18 protein-coding genes are annotated in these 18111 nt (G+C 44.2%); 13 read left to right on the top strand and 5 right to left on the bottom strand.

The annotated features are described in order from the left end of the window. Positions 1 to 90: 90 nt before the first annotated feature. A complete protein-coding gene (locus tag QMA04_RS02330) occupies positions 91 to 1587 on the top strand; it encodes a peptide MFS transporter (protein ID WP_191714887.1) in 1497 nt (498 codons plus the stop codon). Between the two features lie 245 nt (positions 1588 to 1832). On the opposite strand, the gene QMA04_RS02325 is transcribed toward QMA04_RS02330, so the two are convergent. Beyond that, the gene (locus QMA04_RS02325) at positions 1833 to 2471 is read right to left on the bottom strand and encodes a pentapeptide repeat-containing protein (protein ID WP_191714886.1); all 639 of its coding nucleotides are present in this window, start codon (positions 2469 to 2471) and stop codon (positions 1833 to 1835) included. Between the two features lie 60 nt (positions 2472 to 2531). Further along, complete coding sequence (locus QMA04_RS02320; RefSeq protein ID WP_191714885.1) at positions 2532 to 3224, bottom strand: universal stress protein; 693 nt, start codon at positions 3222 to 3224, stop codon at positions 2532 to 2534. Between the two features lie 318 nt (positions 3225 to 3542). On the opposite strand from QMA04_RS02320, the gene QMA04_RS02315 reads away from it, so the two are divergent. The 10 genes from QMA04_RS02315 to QMA04_RS02270 all read left to right on the top strand — a co-directional run bounded on the left by QMA04_RS02315 (position 3543) and on the right by QMA04_RS02270 (position 11559). Then, on the top strand, positions 3543 to 5945 hold the full coding sequence (locus tag QMA04_RS02315) for a Na+/H+ antiporter subunit A (RefSeq protein WP_191714884.1): 2403 nt from the start codon (positions 3543 to 3545) through the stop codon (positions 5943 to 5945). Next, the gene (locus QMA04_RS02310) at positions 5932 to 6354 is read left to right on the top strand and encodes a Na(+)/H(+) antiporter subunit B (protein WP_290183847.1); all 423 of its coding nucleotides are present in this window, start codon (positions 5932 to 5934) and stop codon (positions 6352 to 6354) included. The genes QMA04_RS02315 and QMA04_RS02310 overlap by 14 nt, the downstream gene beginning before the upstream one ends. Before the next feature lie 3 nt (positions 6355 to 6357). Further along, positions 6358 to 6696, top strand: a complete 339-nt coding sequence (locus QMA04_RS02305) for a Na(+)/H(+) antiporter subunit C (RefSeq protein WP_191714882.1) — start codon at positions 6358 to 6360, stop codon at positions 6694 to 6696. Further along, positions 6689 to 8173, top strand: a complete 1485-nt coding sequence (locus QMA04_RS02300) for a Na+/H+ antiporter subunit D (RefSeq protein ID WP_290184029.1) — start codon at positions 6689 to 6691, stop codon at positions 8171 to 8173. The genes QMA04_RS02305 and QMA04_RS02300 overlap by 8 nt, the downstream gene beginning before the upstream one ends. A 30-nt stretch (positions 8174 to 8203) precedes the next feature. Then, a complete protein-coding gene (locus QMA04_RS02295) occupies positions 8204 to 8689 on the top strand; it encodes a Na+/H+ antiporter subunit E (protein ID WP_191714881.1) in 486 nt (161 codons plus the stop codon). Next, positions 8686 to 8970, top strand: coding sequence for a Na(+)/H(+) antiporter subunit F1 (locus QMA04_RS02290; protein ID WP_191714880.1), 285 nt, complete (start codon positions 8686 to 8688; stop codon positions 8968 to 8970). Before QMA04_RS02295 ends, QMA04_RS02290 begins: the two co-directional genes overlap by 4 nt. After that, the gene (locus QMA04_RS02285) at positions 8948 to 9298 is read left to right on the top strand and encodes a Na+/H+ antiporter subunit G (RefSeq protein ID WP_191714879.1); all 351 of its coding nucleotides are present in this window, start codon (positions 8948 to 8950) and stop codon (positions 9296 to 9298) included. Before QMA04_RS02290 ends, QMA04_RS02285 begins: the two co-directional genes overlap by 23 nt. 140 nt (positions 9299 to 9438) lie before the next feature. Then, complete coding sequence (locus QMA04_RS02280) at positions 9439 to 10134, top strand: DUF1538 domain-containing protein (RefSeq protein ID WP_191714878.1); 696 nt, start codon at positions 9439 to 9441, stop codon at positions 10132 to 10134. Further along, on the top strand, positions 10131 to 10868 hold the full coding sequence (locus QMA04_RS02275; RefSeq protein ID WP_290183846.1) for a DUF1538 domain-containing protein: 738 nt from the start codon (positions 10131 to 10133) through the stop codon (positions 10866 to 10868). The genes QMA04_RS02280 and QMA04_RS02275 overlap by 4 nt, the downstream gene beginning before the upstream one ends. Then, complete coding sequence (locus tag QMA04_RS02270; protein WP_290183845.1) at positions 10858 to 11559, top strand: P-II family nitrogen regulator; 702 nt, start codon at positions 10858 to 10860, stop codon at positions 11557 to 11559. Before QMA04_RS02275 ends, QMA04_RS02270 begins: the two co-directional genes overlap by 11 nt. A gap of 60 nt (positions 11560 to 11619) precedes the next feature. Here the strand turns inward: QMA04_RS02270 and QMA04_RS02265 are convergent, their stop codons facing one another. Then, positions 11620 to 13242: a catalase gene (locus QMA04_RS02265; protein WP_225218427.1), complete on the bottom strand. Its 1623-nt coding sequence runs from the start codon at positions 13240 to 13242 to the stop codon at positions 11620 to 11622. A 174-nt stretch (positions 13243 to 13416) separates the two neighbouring features. On the opposite strand from QMA04_RS02265, the gene QMA04_RS02260 reads away from it, so the two are divergent. Continuing rightward, complete coding sequence (locus tag QMA04_RS02260) at positions 13417 to 14604, top strand: CDP-glycerol glycerophosphotransferase family protein (RefSeq protein WP_290183844.1); 1188 nt, start codon at positions 13417 to 13419, stop codon at positions 14602 to 14604. Positions 14605 to 14673: 69 nt separating this feature from the next. On the opposite strand, the gene QMA04_RS02255 is transcribed toward QMA04_RS02260, so the two are convergent. Continuing rightward, a complete protein-coding gene (locus QMA04_RS02255; RefSeq protein ID WP_191714874.1) occupies positions 14674 to 15429 on the bottom strand; it encodes an exodeoxyribonuclease III in 756 nt (251 codons plus the stop codon). 430 nt (positions 15430 to 15859) lie between these two features. Between QMA04_RS02255 and QMA04_RS02250 the strand changes: the two genes are divergently transcribed. Then, on the top strand, positions 15860 to 17137 hold the full coding sequence (locus QMA04_RS02250) for an MFS transporter (RefSeq protein ID WP_290183843.1): 1278 nt from the start codon (positions 15860 to 15862) through the stop codon (positions 17135 to 17137). A gap of 97 nt (positions 17138 to 17234) precedes the next feature. Here the strand turns inward: QMA04_RS02250 and QMA04_RS02245 are convergent, their stop codons facing one another. Beyond that, positions 17235 to 18062, bottom strand: a complete 828-nt coding sequence (locus tag QMA04_RS02245; RefSeq protein ID WP_191714872.1) for a YkuS family protein — start codon at positions 18060 to 18062, stop codon at positions 17235 to 17237. Between the last annotated feature and the right edge of the window lie 49 nt (positions 18063 to 18111).

Raw genomic sequence — 18111 nt, 5'->3', positions numbered from 1 at the left:
AAAGGTCTATTTTACTAGATAATAAATTTATTTTGATTTTTTTAACTAAAAAAAGTATTATGTTAGAATAAACAAATGGAGGTTAGTGTAATGTCAGAAAAATATTCTCGACAAGAGATTGTCGATAGCGTTCCTCAAAAAGGCTTCTTTGGTCAACCTAAAGGACTTTTTACGCTATTCTTTACTGAGTTCTGGGAACGGTTCTCCTATTATGGGATGAGAGCCATTCTGGTTTTCTATATGTACTACGAAATTTCCGATGGCGGACTCGGCCTTGATCAAACAACCGCTTTATCTATCATGTCTATTTACGGTTCTCTTGTTTACATGTCCGGAATTATCGGCGGCTGGCTGGCAGACCGGATATTCGGAACCTCAAAAGCTGTATTTTATGGCGGTATCCTGATCATGCTTGGGCATATCGCTCTTGCAATTCCTGGAAATCTCGCTTTGTTCTTTGTTTCCATGGTCTTGATTGTCCTTGGTACCGGGTTATTGAAACCGAACGTTTCAAGTGTTGTCGGTGAAATCTATGCAGACAATGATGACCGACGTGATGCCGGCTTCAGCATTTTCTATATGGGTATTAATATGGGTGGCTTCCTGGCACCTTTAATCGTCGGTACTGTCGGCATGGATATCAACTTCCATCTGGGATTCAGTATTGCAGCAGTCGGTATGTTCCTCGGTTTAGTAATTTTTATCGCCACAAAGAAGAAAAATCTTGGATTGGCAGGAACAGTTGTACCGAACCCATTATTGCCTTCAGAACGCAAAACAACAATTCTGATCTTCACTATTGCTACTGTGATTATTGCAGCGGCAGTCGCTATCGGAATTCCAACAGGTCTATTGACTTTTAACAGCTTTGTTGCACTTGTCGGTATCTTTGGTATTTTGATTCCAATCGCTTATTTCACGGTTATGTACCGCAGCAAAAAAACAACAGAAGTGGAACGCTCACACCTGTTGGCTTATATTCCATTATTCATTGCATCCGTTATGTTCTGGGCAATCCAGGAACAGGGATCAACTATTCTTGCCGCTTACGCAGACACGCGTACGGACCTTGAATTTGCGGGAATCACTATTTCCCCTGCCTGGTTCCAATCTTTGAATCCTTTGTTCATCATTACGCTGGCTCCTGTTTTCGCTTGGCTTTGGGTTAAATTGGGAAGCAGACAGCCGTCTATTCCACAGAAGTTCTCACTCGGCCTGCTGTTTGCCGGCTTATCGTTCCTAGTTATCCTATTGCCGGCCTACTTTGGAGGACCAGCAGCATTGGTTAATCCCCTTTGGCTTGTCTTGAGTTATTTCATTGTTGTACTGGGTGAACTTTGCCTATCTCCGGTGGGACTATCAGCAACTACCAAATTGGCGCCTGCTGCTTTCTCAGCTCAGACAATGAGTTTGTGGTTCCTATCCAACGCTGCCGCTCAGGCAATCAACGCACAATTGGTTAAATTCTATACAGTGGAAAACGAAATGATGTACTTTGGAATCATCGGGGGAGCTTCTATCGCCCTCAGTATCCTATTGTTCATCTTCGCTCCACGTATTCAGCAATTCATGAAAGGTGTCCGTTAACAAGAAAAGCGCAAGCTGCCATGTAGATTCGACGGGCATAAGACGCACTGGCGTAGCGGCGTTTCTTCAGCCGCATAGCCAGAGTGGCTTATGACCCTAGAATCTGGCAGCTGGAACTGGACAATAAGAAAAGCGCAAACAAGCTCGACATCAATTAACGAACATCAATACACCAATAAAAGCTTCAAAAAAAATGCCCGGCAGCTTAAAACTGCCGGGCATTTTTTCATGTTTCTTCTATAATATTAGTTTTCTATAATCATTCCCATTTGCCGTGCAAAAGCGATCGCCTGATTTGGAGACACTTTGCACCCTTGAAGTTTTTCAATCGAAACCTGAATGCTTTCGAAGGAATTCGTGCTAAGGTCGATGCCCTTAAGACTGGTTTCCGTGAAATTGACATCATTCAATTCACACATTTGGAATTCGCTGTTTTTCAGTTCCATTTGATAAAAGTCTGCAAAACGCAGCGAGGAGGAAACGAAAGAAACGGTGTTGCATAAAGTAAAGCCGAAGGTCGCGTAATTCATCAGGCATTCTTCGAAAAGAGTGTGGCGGATTCCTGCTTCCGCAAAATTAACTCCAAGCAATTTGGAGTTTCGGAACTCAGTCCGATGGAAAACTGCACGACTCAAGTCCGCATTTGACAGATCACAGTTCAGAAACACGACATCGACAAATTCCGAGCGTGGCCAACTTGTCTCCAGAAAATTGACATTCTCAAATACCACCTTGTCGATATGAAGTGCTTCTTCAGTGGCAAAGTCGATCGTTTCCTGAGAGACCCGGCAATTGCTTATGTAATTATCATCTAGGGCTGTTGAGAAAGTACGGGTTTCCAATTCCTTTGGGATAAGCGGCGTCAATCTTTTAGATTTCTTCATCAATATTCTCCTTTTAAGCAAAGAAAAGGCTGCCTCGATGGCGAAGCAGCCTTGTTTAAGCTATTTGTTTTTCACTAATTCTTTGTCCAGGCAAGCATCAATAATTTCAGGCAAATCGATACGGTCGTCTGTCACTTCCGCTTGATATAATTTATTGTCATGCATGAATTTAAAGATCCCGTTATCAAAATCAGTACCGATTTCTTTAAAGAAAATCCCTTCAATCTGACATTTTTTCGATTGCGTAAAGTTGATTTTGTAGCTGTCCCCATCTTTCACCAGGTAGCAGCGTACGCCTTTCTCGAATTCGTCCCCTTCAACGCCTTTGACTGTGCGAGCCACTGAGACAACATGCAGATCAACAAATGGAATTTCGCGAAGCAGCATATTGAGGAATGATCCTTTTGTGATTTCTTCCCATCTGCTTCTGGCAGTTTGCCCAATGATAATTTGCGTGATGTTGAATTCATGAGCCACTTCTGCAATCACTTTTGCAGAGGGGCGTTTTTCATTATCACGAACAATAAACTCTTCAGCTTCGTATTCTTCCGCAAGCTCTTTCCATCGTTCAATATAAGAAGCCTTTTCAGCGTCAAATTCGTTAATAGATGTCGGATCCACCGTTAAAATGTACAACGGGCAATCAAGCATGCTGGCAAGTCGATGGCCACGGCTGATTAATCGTTCGCCATTAGGACCATAAAACACACATACCAGGATACTTTCATCCATTCGTCCTCTGATTTTTTTCATTTATGTTCACCCCCCTGAAAATATAATGTCTATCCTGAAATTCAAAACCATGAAATTATACTTCTTCTATTTTAAAAAATCAAGGGCTTTTGTGCACATTCAAATTACAGTTCTCAAAAAGAATTCTCTTCTTTCCACTTTGGCGCTAGCTGAGAAATGAAAAATCCCCGGATTTCCTGTATAATTTACATTGACTGCTTTGGGAGCCCTTATCATATCATATTGCAGGAAAAGCGAAACCTTTTTCCCTTATTATATACCCGCTCATTGATTTTTCCATTCATTAATGATTTTTAACTCATTTCAGGAGGTTCTGCCGTGTATTTATTGATTATCGCCATTTTAATTCCTTTCATTGCTACCGCTTTGATTCCACTTATACATAATCGCATAGGCAGTTTGCATATCGGCTGGCTCGTTCTGCTGGTACCTACTGCATTGTTCATCATTTTCGCCTTGCAAATTCCTGCTATTTCAGTTGGCGAAGTCCTTAACCAGACAGCTAATTGGATTCCCTCATTAGGCATCAACTTTACCGTTTATCTTGATGGACTCAGTTTGATTTTGGCTTTACTGATAACCGGTATGGGGAGCCTAGTCGTTCTTTACTCCATCTACTACCTTTCACCATCCGACTCCTTCCCGCATTTCTATGCTTACCTGTTGTTATTCATGGGGGCTATGCTCGGTGTCGTTCTATCTGATAACCTCCTTGTGCTCTATGTCTTCTGGGAATTGACCAGCATCTCTTCTTTCCTGCTGATTGCTTTCTGGTACCATCGTAAAAATTCGCGCTACGGCGCACAAAAATCTCTGCTGATCACTGTATTTGGCGGATTGGGGATGCTTGCTGGATTCATGATGCTGCATTCCATGACCGGCACCTTCAGCATCCGGGAAATTATCGCTGTCATCGGCCAGTACACAGACCATGCGCTGTTTTATCCGGCGATGTTCTTAGTGCTTCTTGGCGCGTTCACTAAATCAGCACAATTCCCATTCCATATCTGGCTGCCGGATGCGATGGAAGCACCGACACCGGTCAGTGCCTATCTGCATTCTGCCACGATGGTAAAGGCGGGGCTTTATCTAGTTGCCCGTTTCACACCGATTTTTGCCGGCAACGCTTCCTGGTTCTGGACCATCACTATTGTCGGGCTTATCACCTTATTCTGGGGGGCATTCTGTGCCGTCCGGCAGACGGACTTAAAGGCCCTGCTCGCTTATTCAACGATCAGCCAACTGGGTCTGATCATGAGCTTGTTAGGACTTGGCTCAGCAGCTATGTATTTCGGCGACGGTGAACAAGGGGCTTTATACGGTTTAGCCATTTTTGCAGCCTTGTTCCACCTCGTCAACCATTCCACATTTAAAGGTGCACTTTTCATGGCAGTCGGTATCATCGATCACCAGGTCGGCACACGTGATATACGGCGTCTGGGCGGCTTGATGGCCTTCTTGCCGATCACGTTCACATTTGCTGTCATCGGCAGCTTTTCAATGGCGGGGCTGCCGTTTTTCAACGGTTTCCTAAGTAAGGAAATGTTTTTCACAGCTACGGTCAATGCGGCCGGACTCCCAGCTTTCGGCGTTTCTGCATGGGGCGTGCTCATTCCTGTTATTGCCTGGATCGCTTCGGTCTTCACTTTCGTTTATTGCATGATTTTGGTATTCCGCACGTTCTTCGGTTCATCTCAGCTGAAAAAGCTGGACAAACAGCCTGTAGAACCCTCAATCGGTATGCTCATTTCACCTGCCATCCTTTGTATATTGATCATCGGTTTGTTTTTCGCCCCTAATCTATTGGGGGACTATCTGCTTCGGCCGGCATTGAACGGTGTAATCCCTGGAATTTCAGGTGCAGCACCTCAGATTTCGGCATGGCATGGTTTTAACACTGAATTGTTTATGACGTTGGGAATCGTAATTGTAGGGACGCTTCTTTTCCTTACTTTCCGCAGCTGGTTTAAAATCTACCGCCTGCAGCCTGCAGATTGGACGTTCACCGTGCTTTATAATTCTTTCTTGAAGGATTTGAAAAGAGTTGCCAATTGGATCACAACCCATTATATGACTGGCCACTTGCCAGCTTACTTTGCCTATATCTTCATTTTCTTTATTGCCACAGCCGGCGGCGCACTTCTCATCACTGGTGCGTTATCCGTGGATTTGATGGCCGATTCACCCATCAGCATTTATGAGGGCATGCTTGTAGCCGTAATGGCAGTTGCAGCAGTCAGCATCTTATTTGCCAAGTCCCGCTTGACAGCTATTTTACTGAATGGTGTGCTTGGCTTCTCCATCGCCATTTTCTTTGTGTTGTTCCGCGCACCGGATCTGGCATTGACGCAATTGGTCATCGAAACGGTGACCACCACATTATTCCTGCTGTGCTTTAACTTTTTGCCTGAATGGAAAAAAGAAGATTCTCCAAAACGGACAAAAATTCGGAACGCACTTATTGCCATCGGCGGCGGAGTGACCGTTACATTGATCGGCTTGACCGTCAACAGCGGGGAATTATTCGAAAGCATCTCCGGGTACTTCGAAGATTCCTATGAACTTGCAGGAGGAGAGAATATCGTCAATGCCATTTTGGGCGATTTCCGCGCTTTTGATACTATGCTGGAATCACTTGTTCTGTTCATTGCCGGACTTGGCGTCTATACATTGATCCGCTTAAAAGTTGGAAAGGGGTCGGGAAAAGATGAACATCAATGATGTGATTTTAAAAACCGTATCGAAAGCCGTTGTTTTGATTATTTTAACTTTCGGCATTTACTTGTTCTTTTCCGGCCACAATGAACCGGGAGGAGGATTTATCGGCGGATTGGTAATTGCTTCGGCATTTGTGCTGATGTTCCTATCCTACGATTCGGAAACTGTCAGCGGAGCATTGCCCATCGATTTCAAGAAGCTCTCTGCACTTGGTGTATTGTTGGCAATGATCAGCGGAATAGCCCCGATGTTTTTCGGCGGGGCTTTCTTAAGCCAAAGCTTCGGCTATTTCGACTTGCCGATATTCGGCAAAACCGAACTTGCCACCGTCACCGTATTTGAAGCCGGCATCGCGTTGACTGTAGTCGGCGTTGTCGTGAATATTATTCTTAGCATAAGTGAGGATGAGTAGCCTGTGGAATCATTGATCATTATTTTGGTCGGCGTCCTTACCACGGTCGCCATCTATCTTGTATTATCCAAAAATATTGTACGTGTCATATTGGGGACAGCGATTCTGTCCCACGCAGTCCATCTGTTGATCTTGTCGATGGGCGGCCTTAAATTAGGAGCGGTGCCGTTGCTTGGCGAAGAAGCCGAAACCTATGTCGATGCATTGCCGCAGGCATTAATCTTAACTGCCATTGTCATCAGTTTTGCGGTGACGGCGTTTATCCTGGTGCTTGCCTACCGCGCCCATCAGGAACTGGGAACGGACAATCTAAGCGCAATGAGAGGTTCTGATGATGAATAATCTCTTAGTGCTTCCTATGCTGCTTCCGATTGTTGTGGGTGTATTGCTGATTTTCCTTCGTACGTACGGCCGAGTCCAAGCGTGGATCAGCATTGCCAGCATGCTGGTTACATCAGGCATTTCAGTTTACCTTTTGCATAAAGTCCAGACCGACGGGATTTTCCGTTTGGATTTCGGCGGTTGGGAGCCACCTTTCGGCATTCTGTTCGTTGCCGATTCCTTTTCTGTTCTGCTAGTGCTGACTTCCAGCATTGTAACGGCGATTTGCCTGAGCTATGCCTTAATCTCCACTAGCAAAGAATTGCAGACGATGTATTTTTATCCTTCCGTGCTGTTTCTTATAGCCGGTGTCAACGGTTCTTTTTTGACAGGCGATCTGTTCAATTTGTTTGTCTGCTTTGAAGTCATGCTGCTGTCTTCCTATGTACTTCTGACTTTGGGTAATTCCAAACGCCAACTGCGGGAAGCCATCAAGTATGTATCCATCAATATCGTTTCGTCCTGGTTCTTCCTGGTCGCACTGGCTTTCCTTTATGGAGCGGTCGGTACTTTGAATATGGCGCATGTGGCTGAACGGGTTGCTGAAGTAGGACAAACCCCTCTTCTGACCACTATCAGCATCGTCTTTTTGATCGTTTTCAGCTTAAAAGCCGGATTGCTTCTGTACTCCTGGCTACCGGGATCCTATAGCTCACCGCCTATTGTGACGTCCGCTCTTTTCGGCGCGTTATTGACGAAGGTTGGCATTTATGCCCTCTTCCGTACATTCTCATTGATTTTTTATCATCAGCCGGAAACTACGCATCTGCTGATTGGCATCATGGCTGCACTTACTTTAATCGGCGGCAGCCTCGGGGCCATTGCCTTTAACGACATCCGCACGATTGCGGCTTATAACGTGGTTATTGCGGTCGGTTTCATATTGGTTGGGTTGGCGATTTCCACTCCAGCATCCATTGAAGGATCCATCTACTACCTGATCCATGATATGGTCGCCAAAGCTTTGCTGTTTCTGCTTGTCGGTACCATGATCACACTAAGCGGAACTTCTAAAATGGCGGGCATGAGTGGACTCATGAAGAACTATCCATTATTGGGATGGTCTTTCTTCGTTACCATGCTGTCACTTGCAGGAATCCCGCCACTCAGCGGTTTTATCGGGAAAGTGCTGATTTCAGGCGCAGCCATCAATAGCGGTTCTTACGTATTGCTGGCACTGGCTCTCCTTTCCAGCATCTTCGTTCTTTACTCGTTGCTTCGCGTCTTCAAAAATTGCTTCTGGGGTGAAACCATCGTCAGTAAAGAAGAACAACCGCCATTGCGAAAAGGCGTTTTATGGCCGTGCCTGGCTCTTGTCCTTTTGACAATCGGCATTGGTCTGGGTACCGAAGGCATGGCGCCCTATGTCACAGATGCAGCTGAAACATTACTGAATCCTGGGATTTACATTGATGCGGTTCTAGGGCTGATTCAGTAATCTATTAATCATTGAAAGGAGTGAATCAAAGTGCCGGCTCAGTTCCTCTTAAATATCACCATTGCTTTTCTATGGACCTTGCTGATGGATGAAGACGCTTTTTATCCGACGACTTTTCTGACCGGTTATTTGATCGGTATTGGAATCCTTTTTCTGATGCACCGATTTTTCGGGACCAAGTTCTATTTACTGCGCGTCTTCTCCGCGCTTAAGTTATTGCTGATTTTCATTTCGGAACTTTCACAATCCAGCTTGCTGATCATGAAACAGATCCTCAGCCCAAAACTCAATATAAAACCCGGCATCTTTACTTATGAACATAGTATGGAAGGCGATTACGAATTGACTACGCTAGCCCTTCTGCTGACATTGACACCCGGTTCCGTGGTGATGGAAGTATCGCCGGACGGAAAAGTTTTCTATATCCATGCAATGGATGTGGAAAGTTCCCGGGATTCCGTACTGAAATCCATCAAGGTATTTGAAAAAGCGATTATGGAGGTGACGAGAAATTGATTAATACGATACTGACCATCGCCTTGTCCCTTTTCATATTGGCAATCATCCTGGCCCTCTATCGGATTATCCGCGGCCCTTCCATGCCCGACCGCGTTGTGGCCCTGGACATGATCGGCGTTAACCTGATTTCAGGAGTCGCTGTATTTTCTGTTGTCCTCAACACGCATGCATTTCTCGAAGTCATCCTGATTGTGGGAATTCTGGCATTCATCAGCACACTGGCTTTAGCGCGTTTTGTTGAAAGGGGCGATATCGTTGAACATAAACACGATCGTTGAGTACTTCGGCGTTTTTCTTATTTTGATCGGAAGCATCATGGCGGTGATCAGCGCAATCGGTATCCTTCGGTTGCCGGATGTTTATACCCGTTCACACGCAGCTACTAAAAGTTCTACTTTAGCCGTGCTATTGTCGCTGTCGGGAACATTCATCTATTTCTGGGCATCCGAAAACTTTATCAGCGTTCGGCTTATTCTGGGCATTATTTTTGTCTTTTTGACTGCACCGGTTGCGGGACATCTGATCACAAGGGCCGCTTACCGTTCAAACGTCAAATTGGCTGACTCTTCTACAGAAGACGCATTGGAAGAACTGTTTAAGAAATAACGAGAATTATGTTAGTGCTAAAAGAGCATGGCCACTCCAGAAAAGTGGGCATCGCTCTTTTTTTGTTAATAAAGCAAAAGTTTACGCCTGCTTATGGGGGGGAATAAGAGTAAAAAAACAGAAATGGGGACAGACTCTCGATGGAAAACGTAAGAGATACGTTTAAAGAAGTCGCTGCCGCCATCCTCCCGGTTACTATTGTTGTTATTCTTCTGCAGGTTGTTTTCATCAAAATGCCTTTCGAGGCAGTGATTCAATTTCTTGTCGGTGTTCTTTTTGTCAGTATCGGTTTTTTCCTGTTTTTGATCGGTGTCAACGCCGGCCTTCTGCCTATCGGTGAAATGATTGGACGAAGGCTGCCCAGCACAAAAAAAGCAGGTTTCATTATTGCAACCGGTTTCTTACTGGGCATCGCCGTTACAGTCGCGGAACCCGATGTCCGGGTATTGGCGAAGCAAATTGATGAAGTCTCTGAAGGCACTGTAAGTGCAGCAATTCTGATTCTATCCGTCTCCCTCGGACTGGCTATCTTTGTGGCGTTGGCCATGGTCCGCACCATCTTTAAAATTCCCCTCCATTATTTACTCATCGGCGGTTACGCTTTAGTCTTTCTGCTATCTTTATTTGTCCCCGAGGCCTTCATTTCCATTTCCTTCGATTCCGGAGGTGTTACAACCGGACCGATGGCAGTTCCATTTATTCTGGCACTTGGCATTGGTGTTGCTTCTGTATTGCGCTCAGAAGATGATAGTTCTGGCGAGAAATTTGGCTTGATTGGCTTGGCATCCATTGGACCGATTCTGGCTGTTATGGTGCTGGGGGTGTTGTTCAGGTGAACATTCATGTTTTCGAAGGTTTTCCAACCGTGATGCTGGAAGTCAGTTTGGCACTTCTCCCTCTTTTGTTATTTTTCGCAGCCTTCCAGGTGTTTATGCTTAAATTGCCGATGCAGCGCGTACTTCAGGTAGGAATTGGTTTTATTTTAGCTTTCTTCGGCCTTTCTTTTTTCCTTCAAGGTGTACATGTTGGATTTATGCCTGTAGGGACAATGATGGGTGAAACGCTTGGCAGTTGGTATAACAAATGGCTGCTGATTCCGATTGGTTTTGTTCTTGGATTCGCTGCCACATTTGCCGAACCGGCCGTCAGTATTATGACAGATGAAGTCGACCAAGAGACCGGCGGATACATTTCCCGTAAAATGATGCTTTATACATTATCGACAGGCGTCGGCGTATCCATCGCTTTGTCCATGCTGAGAATTCTAACGGGCTGGTCGTTATGGTACTTCATTATCCCGGGTTATTTATTGGCATTCATTCTTGTTTTTTTTTCAACGCAGACTTTTATCGGTATCGCTTTTGATTCGGGAGGCGTGGCAACCGGACCAATGACCGTCACTTTTGTCGTTGCTGTGGCAGTAGGCATTTCGACTGCCATAGAAGGCAGCGATCCTTTAACCGATGGATTTGGAATGATCGCACTTGTAGCCCTGACACCTATCATTGCAGTACTGATACTCGGGCTGATTTTCACTAAAAAAAGCGGAGGGAAAACCAATGATTCTTAATCATAGACTGATGATCGCCATTGTCAAAAGAGGCCATTCCCGCGAAGTGATTGCAGCAGCAAAAAAAGCGGGCGTTGATGGGGCGACTATTGTATATGGCGAAGGCATGGGAAGAAATGAAAAACCTACATTTTTTGGTCTTCCAGCCACCCATGAAAAAGATGTGATTTTTTTTGCACTGGATGGAGACAATGAAAAAGCCGTTGCAGAAGCGGTCACTAAAGTGGGGAAACTGGGAAAGCCAGGTTATGGATTGGGCTTTACTATTCATTTAAGTAAATTGCTTGGAGTGCCGCATTTATCCCAACGCCAGGACGACCGAAAAAGAAAGAGGGGGGCTACAGATTTGGAATCAGAACTGAAGGACTTTCAATTAATTGTCACCATTGTCAATTCTGGCGACTCTTCAAGAGTTGTTAAAGCCGCTTCGAAAGCAGGGGCAGAAGGCGGTACAATCTTAAACGGGCGTGGCACAGGAGTCAACGAACAGCAGAAGTTCATGAATTTCACCATTGACCCAGAAAAAGACGTAGTGCTGACGCTTGTTCCGAGCAGTTATGCAGAAAATGTGGTCGCGAGCATTGAACAAGCCGTCGATTTGAACGCTCCGGGTAAAGGCATCGCTTTTCTCATAGATGTCGAAAAAGTGTTTGGGGTCAACCACTCCTCTTTGAGGAACAAGAATCAGTGAAGAATAGTTCCATTTAAAAAACCGGTAAGCCACTGAGGGCTACCGGTTTTTTGATGAATTTTAATATGGTTTTGCTTCGTGGCCTTTTGCAGCTGCACCTTGTGCCACCTTATTGGCAGCAGGCTGACCATATACTTTCGGACCTGATTTTTTCATTTCTTCATTCGCTTTCATCTTCTCTTCCATATTCTCACGTACACGGCGGCCATAGTCTTCATCCGCCTGTGTGAAGTGATGGATCATCTCTTCCTGGATGCGAGGATCACAGACCGATAATGCATCACCCAAATTGTTGATCAGTTCATCGCGCTCCCAATCCTCAAAGCTGCGGTATGTTTCACCCGCTTGCCCGTAATTGTTGGTACGATCAATTGGCGCTGATACTACTTTTGCGTTATATGCTGGTTCGTGAGCAGGCGTTTCGCTCGAATCCGCTTCTTTGTATCCACCAAGAACAGATGGTTCATAGTTAATAGATGGATTTGAAGGGTTTTCATAAGGATTTTTCACATCCATCGCCCCTCGCTGCTGATTGGTTGCGACACGCTTCTTAGGAGCATTAACCGGAAGTTTCAAGTAGTTGGCTCCAACCCGATAACGCTGTGTATCGGAATAAGAGAAAGTCCGACCTTGCAGCATTTTATCGTCAGAGAAATCTAAACCGTCTACAAGAACTCCTGTACCGAACGCTGCTTGTTCAATTTCAGCATGGTAATCGACCGGATTGCGGTCCAGCACCATTTTCCCGACTGGAAGGAACGGGAATTTATCCTGCGGCCATAATTTTGTATCATCCAACGGATCAAAATCCAATTCCGGATGCTCATCGTCGCTCATAATTTGAACGAACAACTCCCATTCCGGATAATCTCCGTTTTCAATGGCTTCATAAAGGTCTTGCGTTGCATGTCCGACGTTTTCCGCCTGGATTTCAGAAGCTTCTTTCTGAGTCAAGTTGCGGATGCCTTGTTTCGGCTCCCAATGGTATTTAACCAATACAGCTTCACCTTTGTCGTTGACCCATTTGTACGTGTTTACTCCAGATCCCTGCATATGGCGGTACGTTGCCGGGATGCCCCACGGTGAAAACAGAAACGTAATCATATGCGTTGCTTCCGGAGAACGGGCAACAAAATCGAACATTCGCTGCGGATCAGCAATATTCGATGCCGGGTCAGTTTTAAAGGCATGAATCATATCCGGGAATTTCATTGCATCACGGATAAAGAATATTTTAAGGTTATTTCCGACCAAATCCCAGTTGCCATCTTCCGTATACATTTTAACGGCGAATCCACGAGGGTCGCGGTCGGTTTCCGGAGAATGTCTTGATCCAGCCACCGTTGAGAAACGCACCATTAACGGCGTCTGTTTTCCCGCACCTGAAAATACTTTAGCGCGTGTATATTTTTCTACCGGCTCATCGCCGACTTTACCATAAGTTTCAAAATAACCAAATGCACCAGCGCCACGCGCATGGACAATTCGCTCCGGAATCTCTTCACGGTCGAAATGCGAGATTTTTTCAATGAAATGATAATTTTCAAGTGTAGCAGGGCCACGGTTACCGACAGTTCGCATGTTCTGATTATCTCTAATCGGATGGCCTTGACGGTCTGTCAATGACTCTTCACTTTCGCCTGTACCCATTTTCTTCTTTAACTCTTCATTATTTTCCTTCATGAATATCCTCCTCTGCAATGTGCTATCACCTAATACTCTTCCCATTTTCCTTCAAAAATAAACACCTTATTTATAAAGTAAATTAAAATATTAGTTTATTAACTGGAGATAGACAAAACCAGCGTTGTATGAAAAACTAAAGTAATGACAACTAGTAGAAAGCAGGGCTTTTAGATGAGTGTAGAATTAAAAGAAAAAGGGCGATGGGATCCCTTGAAAGTATTTTTAAAAGTCTCAGCCGCATACCTCCTCTCTTTTTTCACAAAGAAAAAAAGCGGAAAGAAAATTGCCCTTGTCGGAGGAAACCTCGGTGAAAAATATGAAGACAATGCTGCGGTTTATCATAAGTACTTATTGAATAACCACAAAGACCAGGTAACCGCCTATTGGATGTATGATCCAAAAACCTCTTATGCAAAAGACCAAAAAATTGAAAACGCCGTTCCACTGGGCAGCTTTAAAAACTATTTGCTCTTTTTCCAGGCTGATTATACGTTTCATGGCCACTCTCTTCTTTATGACATCGTTCCTTCAGCTGACAAGTTTCTGTTTCTCAACCGAAAAACAATCATTACTCATGTCAGTCACGGAATTGAAGGGTTCAAGAAAATCCTGATCCAAAAAGAAGATGTGCCATTGTTGAAACGCACGGATTACTTCAACTGCGCTTCTCAGTATGAATATGAACTGAAACTCAACAAATGGAAGATTCCCGAAAAGAAACTGATCCTCACCGGCTTTCCGCGATTCGATCGGTATCCGCCAAATCAACCATCTAAAGAAGTGAAGAATATCCTGATGATGATGACGTGGCGTGAGTGGCTATTTGATCTGACAAAAGAAGAATTTATCGAAAGTCCTTACTTTAAGAACACCACAGGTTTATTGAAGCATCAAGGCATCCAGCAATTGCTTACCGACCATAATCTCCACTTGAATATCGCCTTGCATCCTTTTATGAAAAAGTTCGAAAGTTATTTTACTGGCCTGACAGACAATGAACACGGCATCAAATTTTTGGATTTCAATCAGGAAACCATTGAGTATTCAATCGATCATAATGATATGCTTTTGACGGATATCACCAGTGTTTCCTGGGATTTTCTCTACCTCAATAAACCAATTATCTTCTACATGTTCGACCAGCAGGAATACCTCGAAAAAAGAGGAACTTACTTGAATCTGGACAGTGATTTGTACGGTTACAAAGCGGATTCAATCGATCATGTTTATGAATACCTGAAGAAAATTATTGAAGAAAAAATAACCTACAATGAATGGTACCCTAAAGCGAGCGACTATATCGATTATTTTGACCAAGACAATTGCAAACGCCTCACAGAGCGCGTTATGGGACTTTAATAGTTTCACGTGAAACTATTCCAAATGATTTTAATTTTAAAAACACACTCGGAAACCGAGTGTGTTTTTTTATAGTTCCATCATCAATTCAACGGGACAATGATCCGATCCCCAAACATCTGCGTGGATTTTTGCACTGCATAAATTCGGCAGCAATTTTTGGGAGGCGATAAAATAATCGATTCTCCATCCGATATTTTTTTCACGGCAATTGGATCTGTAGGACCACCAAGAGTAAAAACCCGATTCTTCCGGATGGAAGTGACGGAAAGTATCTACAAAGCCACTTGCTAAAAACCGTGTCATTTTCCCACGTTCTTCAGGTGTAAATCCTGAATTTTTCTTATTGGCTTTCGGATTTTTCAAATCGATTTCTTCATGGGCCACATTCAAATCCCCACATAATATAACGGGTTTGTGAGTATCCAGGGTTTTCACAAATGACAAAATGGCATCTTCCCACAACAGACGATAATCCAATCGCAACAGACCATGCTGAGAATTCGGTGTATAGACATTCACCACATAATAGCCTTCGAATTCCAACGCAATCATTCGGCCTTCCGTATCATGTTCTTCAGACCCAAGGCCATATTGGACCGATAACGGCTTTTGTTTTGTAAAAATTGCGGTTCCGGAATAGCCTTTTTTATGTGCATAATTCCAATATGTATAATATCCCGGCAAATCCATTTCAATCTGGCCTTCCTGCAGTTTAATTTCCTGCAGGCAAAAAACATCGGCATCTGATTCAGCGAAAAAATCCATAAAGCCTTTTTTCATGACTGCACGAAGGCCGTTGACGTTCCACGAAATTAACTTCAAAACATATCCCTCTTTCTTCTTCTCTATAAGTTTAATGCAAGCTTAAGTAGGACTCAACAAATGCGATGGGGTTTCTGTTTTCAAAACAATCCGTTCGAAATGTAAAATTTCTGTATTTTCTTAAATATTCTGCATCATTTTTTATTGTCTTCTTGTACAATAAAGAGAAACTTCAATCAGTGGAGGGTCTTAATCCCCTACTGATAAAAAGCAGAACATAGGCTAAACGCGCCGCGTCCTGCGGCAGCGCCTATGTAACCGACATCCTGTCGGCCCGATCCAATTGGACTTTTACGGTCAGTGGAGCTCCTGCTTTTAGAGGCGGGAGTCTTACTGCCCGTTAAAGCGGGATAAAGTTATCTGACAGAGGAAAGTGGAGTTCATGGTTTTAGACTATTGATTGCCAAAGCGGGACAAAGGGGATAGGGCGATGAAAAAATTCTCAAAAGAAGAGAAAAGTTGGGCTTTATACGATTGGGGAAGTTCTGCTTATTCCATCATCATCACGACAGCAGTTTTTCCGATTTACTACAAAGCATCAGCCACTGAAGCCGGTGTTAGTTTATCTGATTCAACGGCTTATTTAGGATACACCATTGCGATTTTTACGTTTATTTTGGCGATGATCGGACCCATACTCGGAACTATCGCCGATTACCAGGGCATGAAGAAAAAGTTTTTCACTGCCTTTTTCCTGTTGGGCACTATTTCCACCGCCTTGTTAGCGTTCGTACCAAGCGACAATTGGCTGTTGATGCTGATCTGTTACGTTTTTGCAGCTCTTGGTGCCACTGGCGCTAATTTGTTCTACGATGCTTTCATTGTTGATGTAACGACAGAAAAACGGATGAACAGTGTTTCGGCATTCGGCTATGGACTCGGTTACATTGGATCCACCATTCCATTTATCCTGTCGATCGCCATCATTTTACTGGCTCAAAATGGAGTGCTGCCAATTTCGGCCACGGCCGCGAGCCGTATCGCTTTCCTCATTACAGCGATCTGGTGGGTTTGTTTTTCACTGCCGATGTTCCGCCATGTCAAACAGCTTCACTATATCGAACGCGAACCCAATCCTGTTCATCAGAGCTTTAAACGGCTTGGAAAAACCATAAAGGAAATCCGTCAGTACCGGGCGTTGTTCCTGTTTCTGATCGCTTATTTCTTTTACATCGATGGTGTTGGGACGATCATTTCATTATCAACGGCCTACGGCACTGACTTGGGGCTAAGTGCAACAAGTCTCCTGATTGTCTTGTTTGTCACCCAAGTGGTGGCCGCTCCCTTTGCTATTCTCTACGGCCGTTTGGCAAATCGATTTACCGGCAAAAAAATGCTGTACGTAGGAATCTGCGTGTATATCGTGGTCTGCATTTACGCCTTCTTCTTGGAAACCATTACGGATTTCTGGATTTTGGCAATGCTTGTGGCCACCAGCCAAGGCGGCATCCAGGCACTCAGCCGTTCATATTTCGGAAAACTGGTACCTAAAGAGAACTCCAATGAATTCTTCGGTTTCTATAATATCTTTGGAAAGTTTGCTGCAATCACTGGCCCCTTGCTTGTAGCGGTCACTTCACAAGTAACCGGCAACTCGAGCATGGGTGTCTTCAGCCTGGTCATTTTGTTTGTGATCGGCCTTGTCGTCCTTTCCCGCGTACCGGAACCAACGCCTCATGAACCAATAGACAAAGTTGCCCCGGAGTAAAGCTGTATGGCCGCATAGTTTTGACATAAAACAGCTATTATTCGAATGAACGCAAAAAGGTGCCCGCCAATCCATCTGGCGGACACCTTTTATATTGTTATTTTTTGTTTTTATCTTCAGCTTTTACAGTTACGCTGCCAGTGCTGTCTTTTTCGACAGATGCATCGCCTAATTCAACGACTTCGATGCCGCTTTTTTCTTTGTCGGCTTCCTTGTCAGCTTTTTTGATTTCTTTTTCTACAGCTTTTTCAGCTTTTTCATGTTCTTTTTGAGCTTTTTCCTGTTCTTTCACTTCTTTTTCAATCACTTTTTCTTGTTTCTTCAATTCTTTTTCTTCTTGCTTTTCTACACGTTTCGCTTTCAGCTCATCGGCTTTACCTTTAGCTTTTTCTGTAATTCCAGATGTTGTTTCTTTTGCTTTATCGGTAAGGCCACTTGTTTTATCTTTCAATTGGTTGGCCTTTTCTTTCACTTGATCTAATTTACCGCCTGAACTTTCAGCGTTCGGATCTTTCGAGCTGGCTGTTTTTTCTTTAACGATTTCTTGAAGCTCTTTCCCGCTTTTCGGTGCGAACAATAGCCCAGCTGCCGCTCCGATAACTGCGCCTGTTGCTGCGCCGGCTAAGAAACCACCGCCTCCGCCACTTTCCTTGCGTTCAGCTTCAGTAGGCTGTGGAGATTGGATTTTGCCGCCACGTACGAGGCGCTCTTCCACCTCTTCCACGATTTCATATAAGGTCCGTCCTTTAGCTTCAACAAGTGATACACTCATATGATAATCAGCTAAATCTTCCTGATCTCTCACAACAATGACGTCATAGTCGGTTGAATCTGATTTGTCTTCAAGCATTTCCGCCTGATATCCTTTTTTCTCCAATGCTTCACGTACTGATGTAAATGGATGTTCAACTGCAATTTTCACCATAATCTGTCCACTCCCTTTTAAAAGTCTATATTGCACTGTTTCCCCTCAA

This window comes from Planococcus sp. APC 3900 (assembly GCF_030407735.1).
GTDB lineage: Bacteria > Bacillota > Bacilli > Bacillales_A > Planococcaceae > Planococcus > Planococcus notacanthi.
The sequence above is the reverse complement of the archived record's forward strand: the minus strand, read 5'-3'. Positions and strand labels throughout refer to the sequence as shown.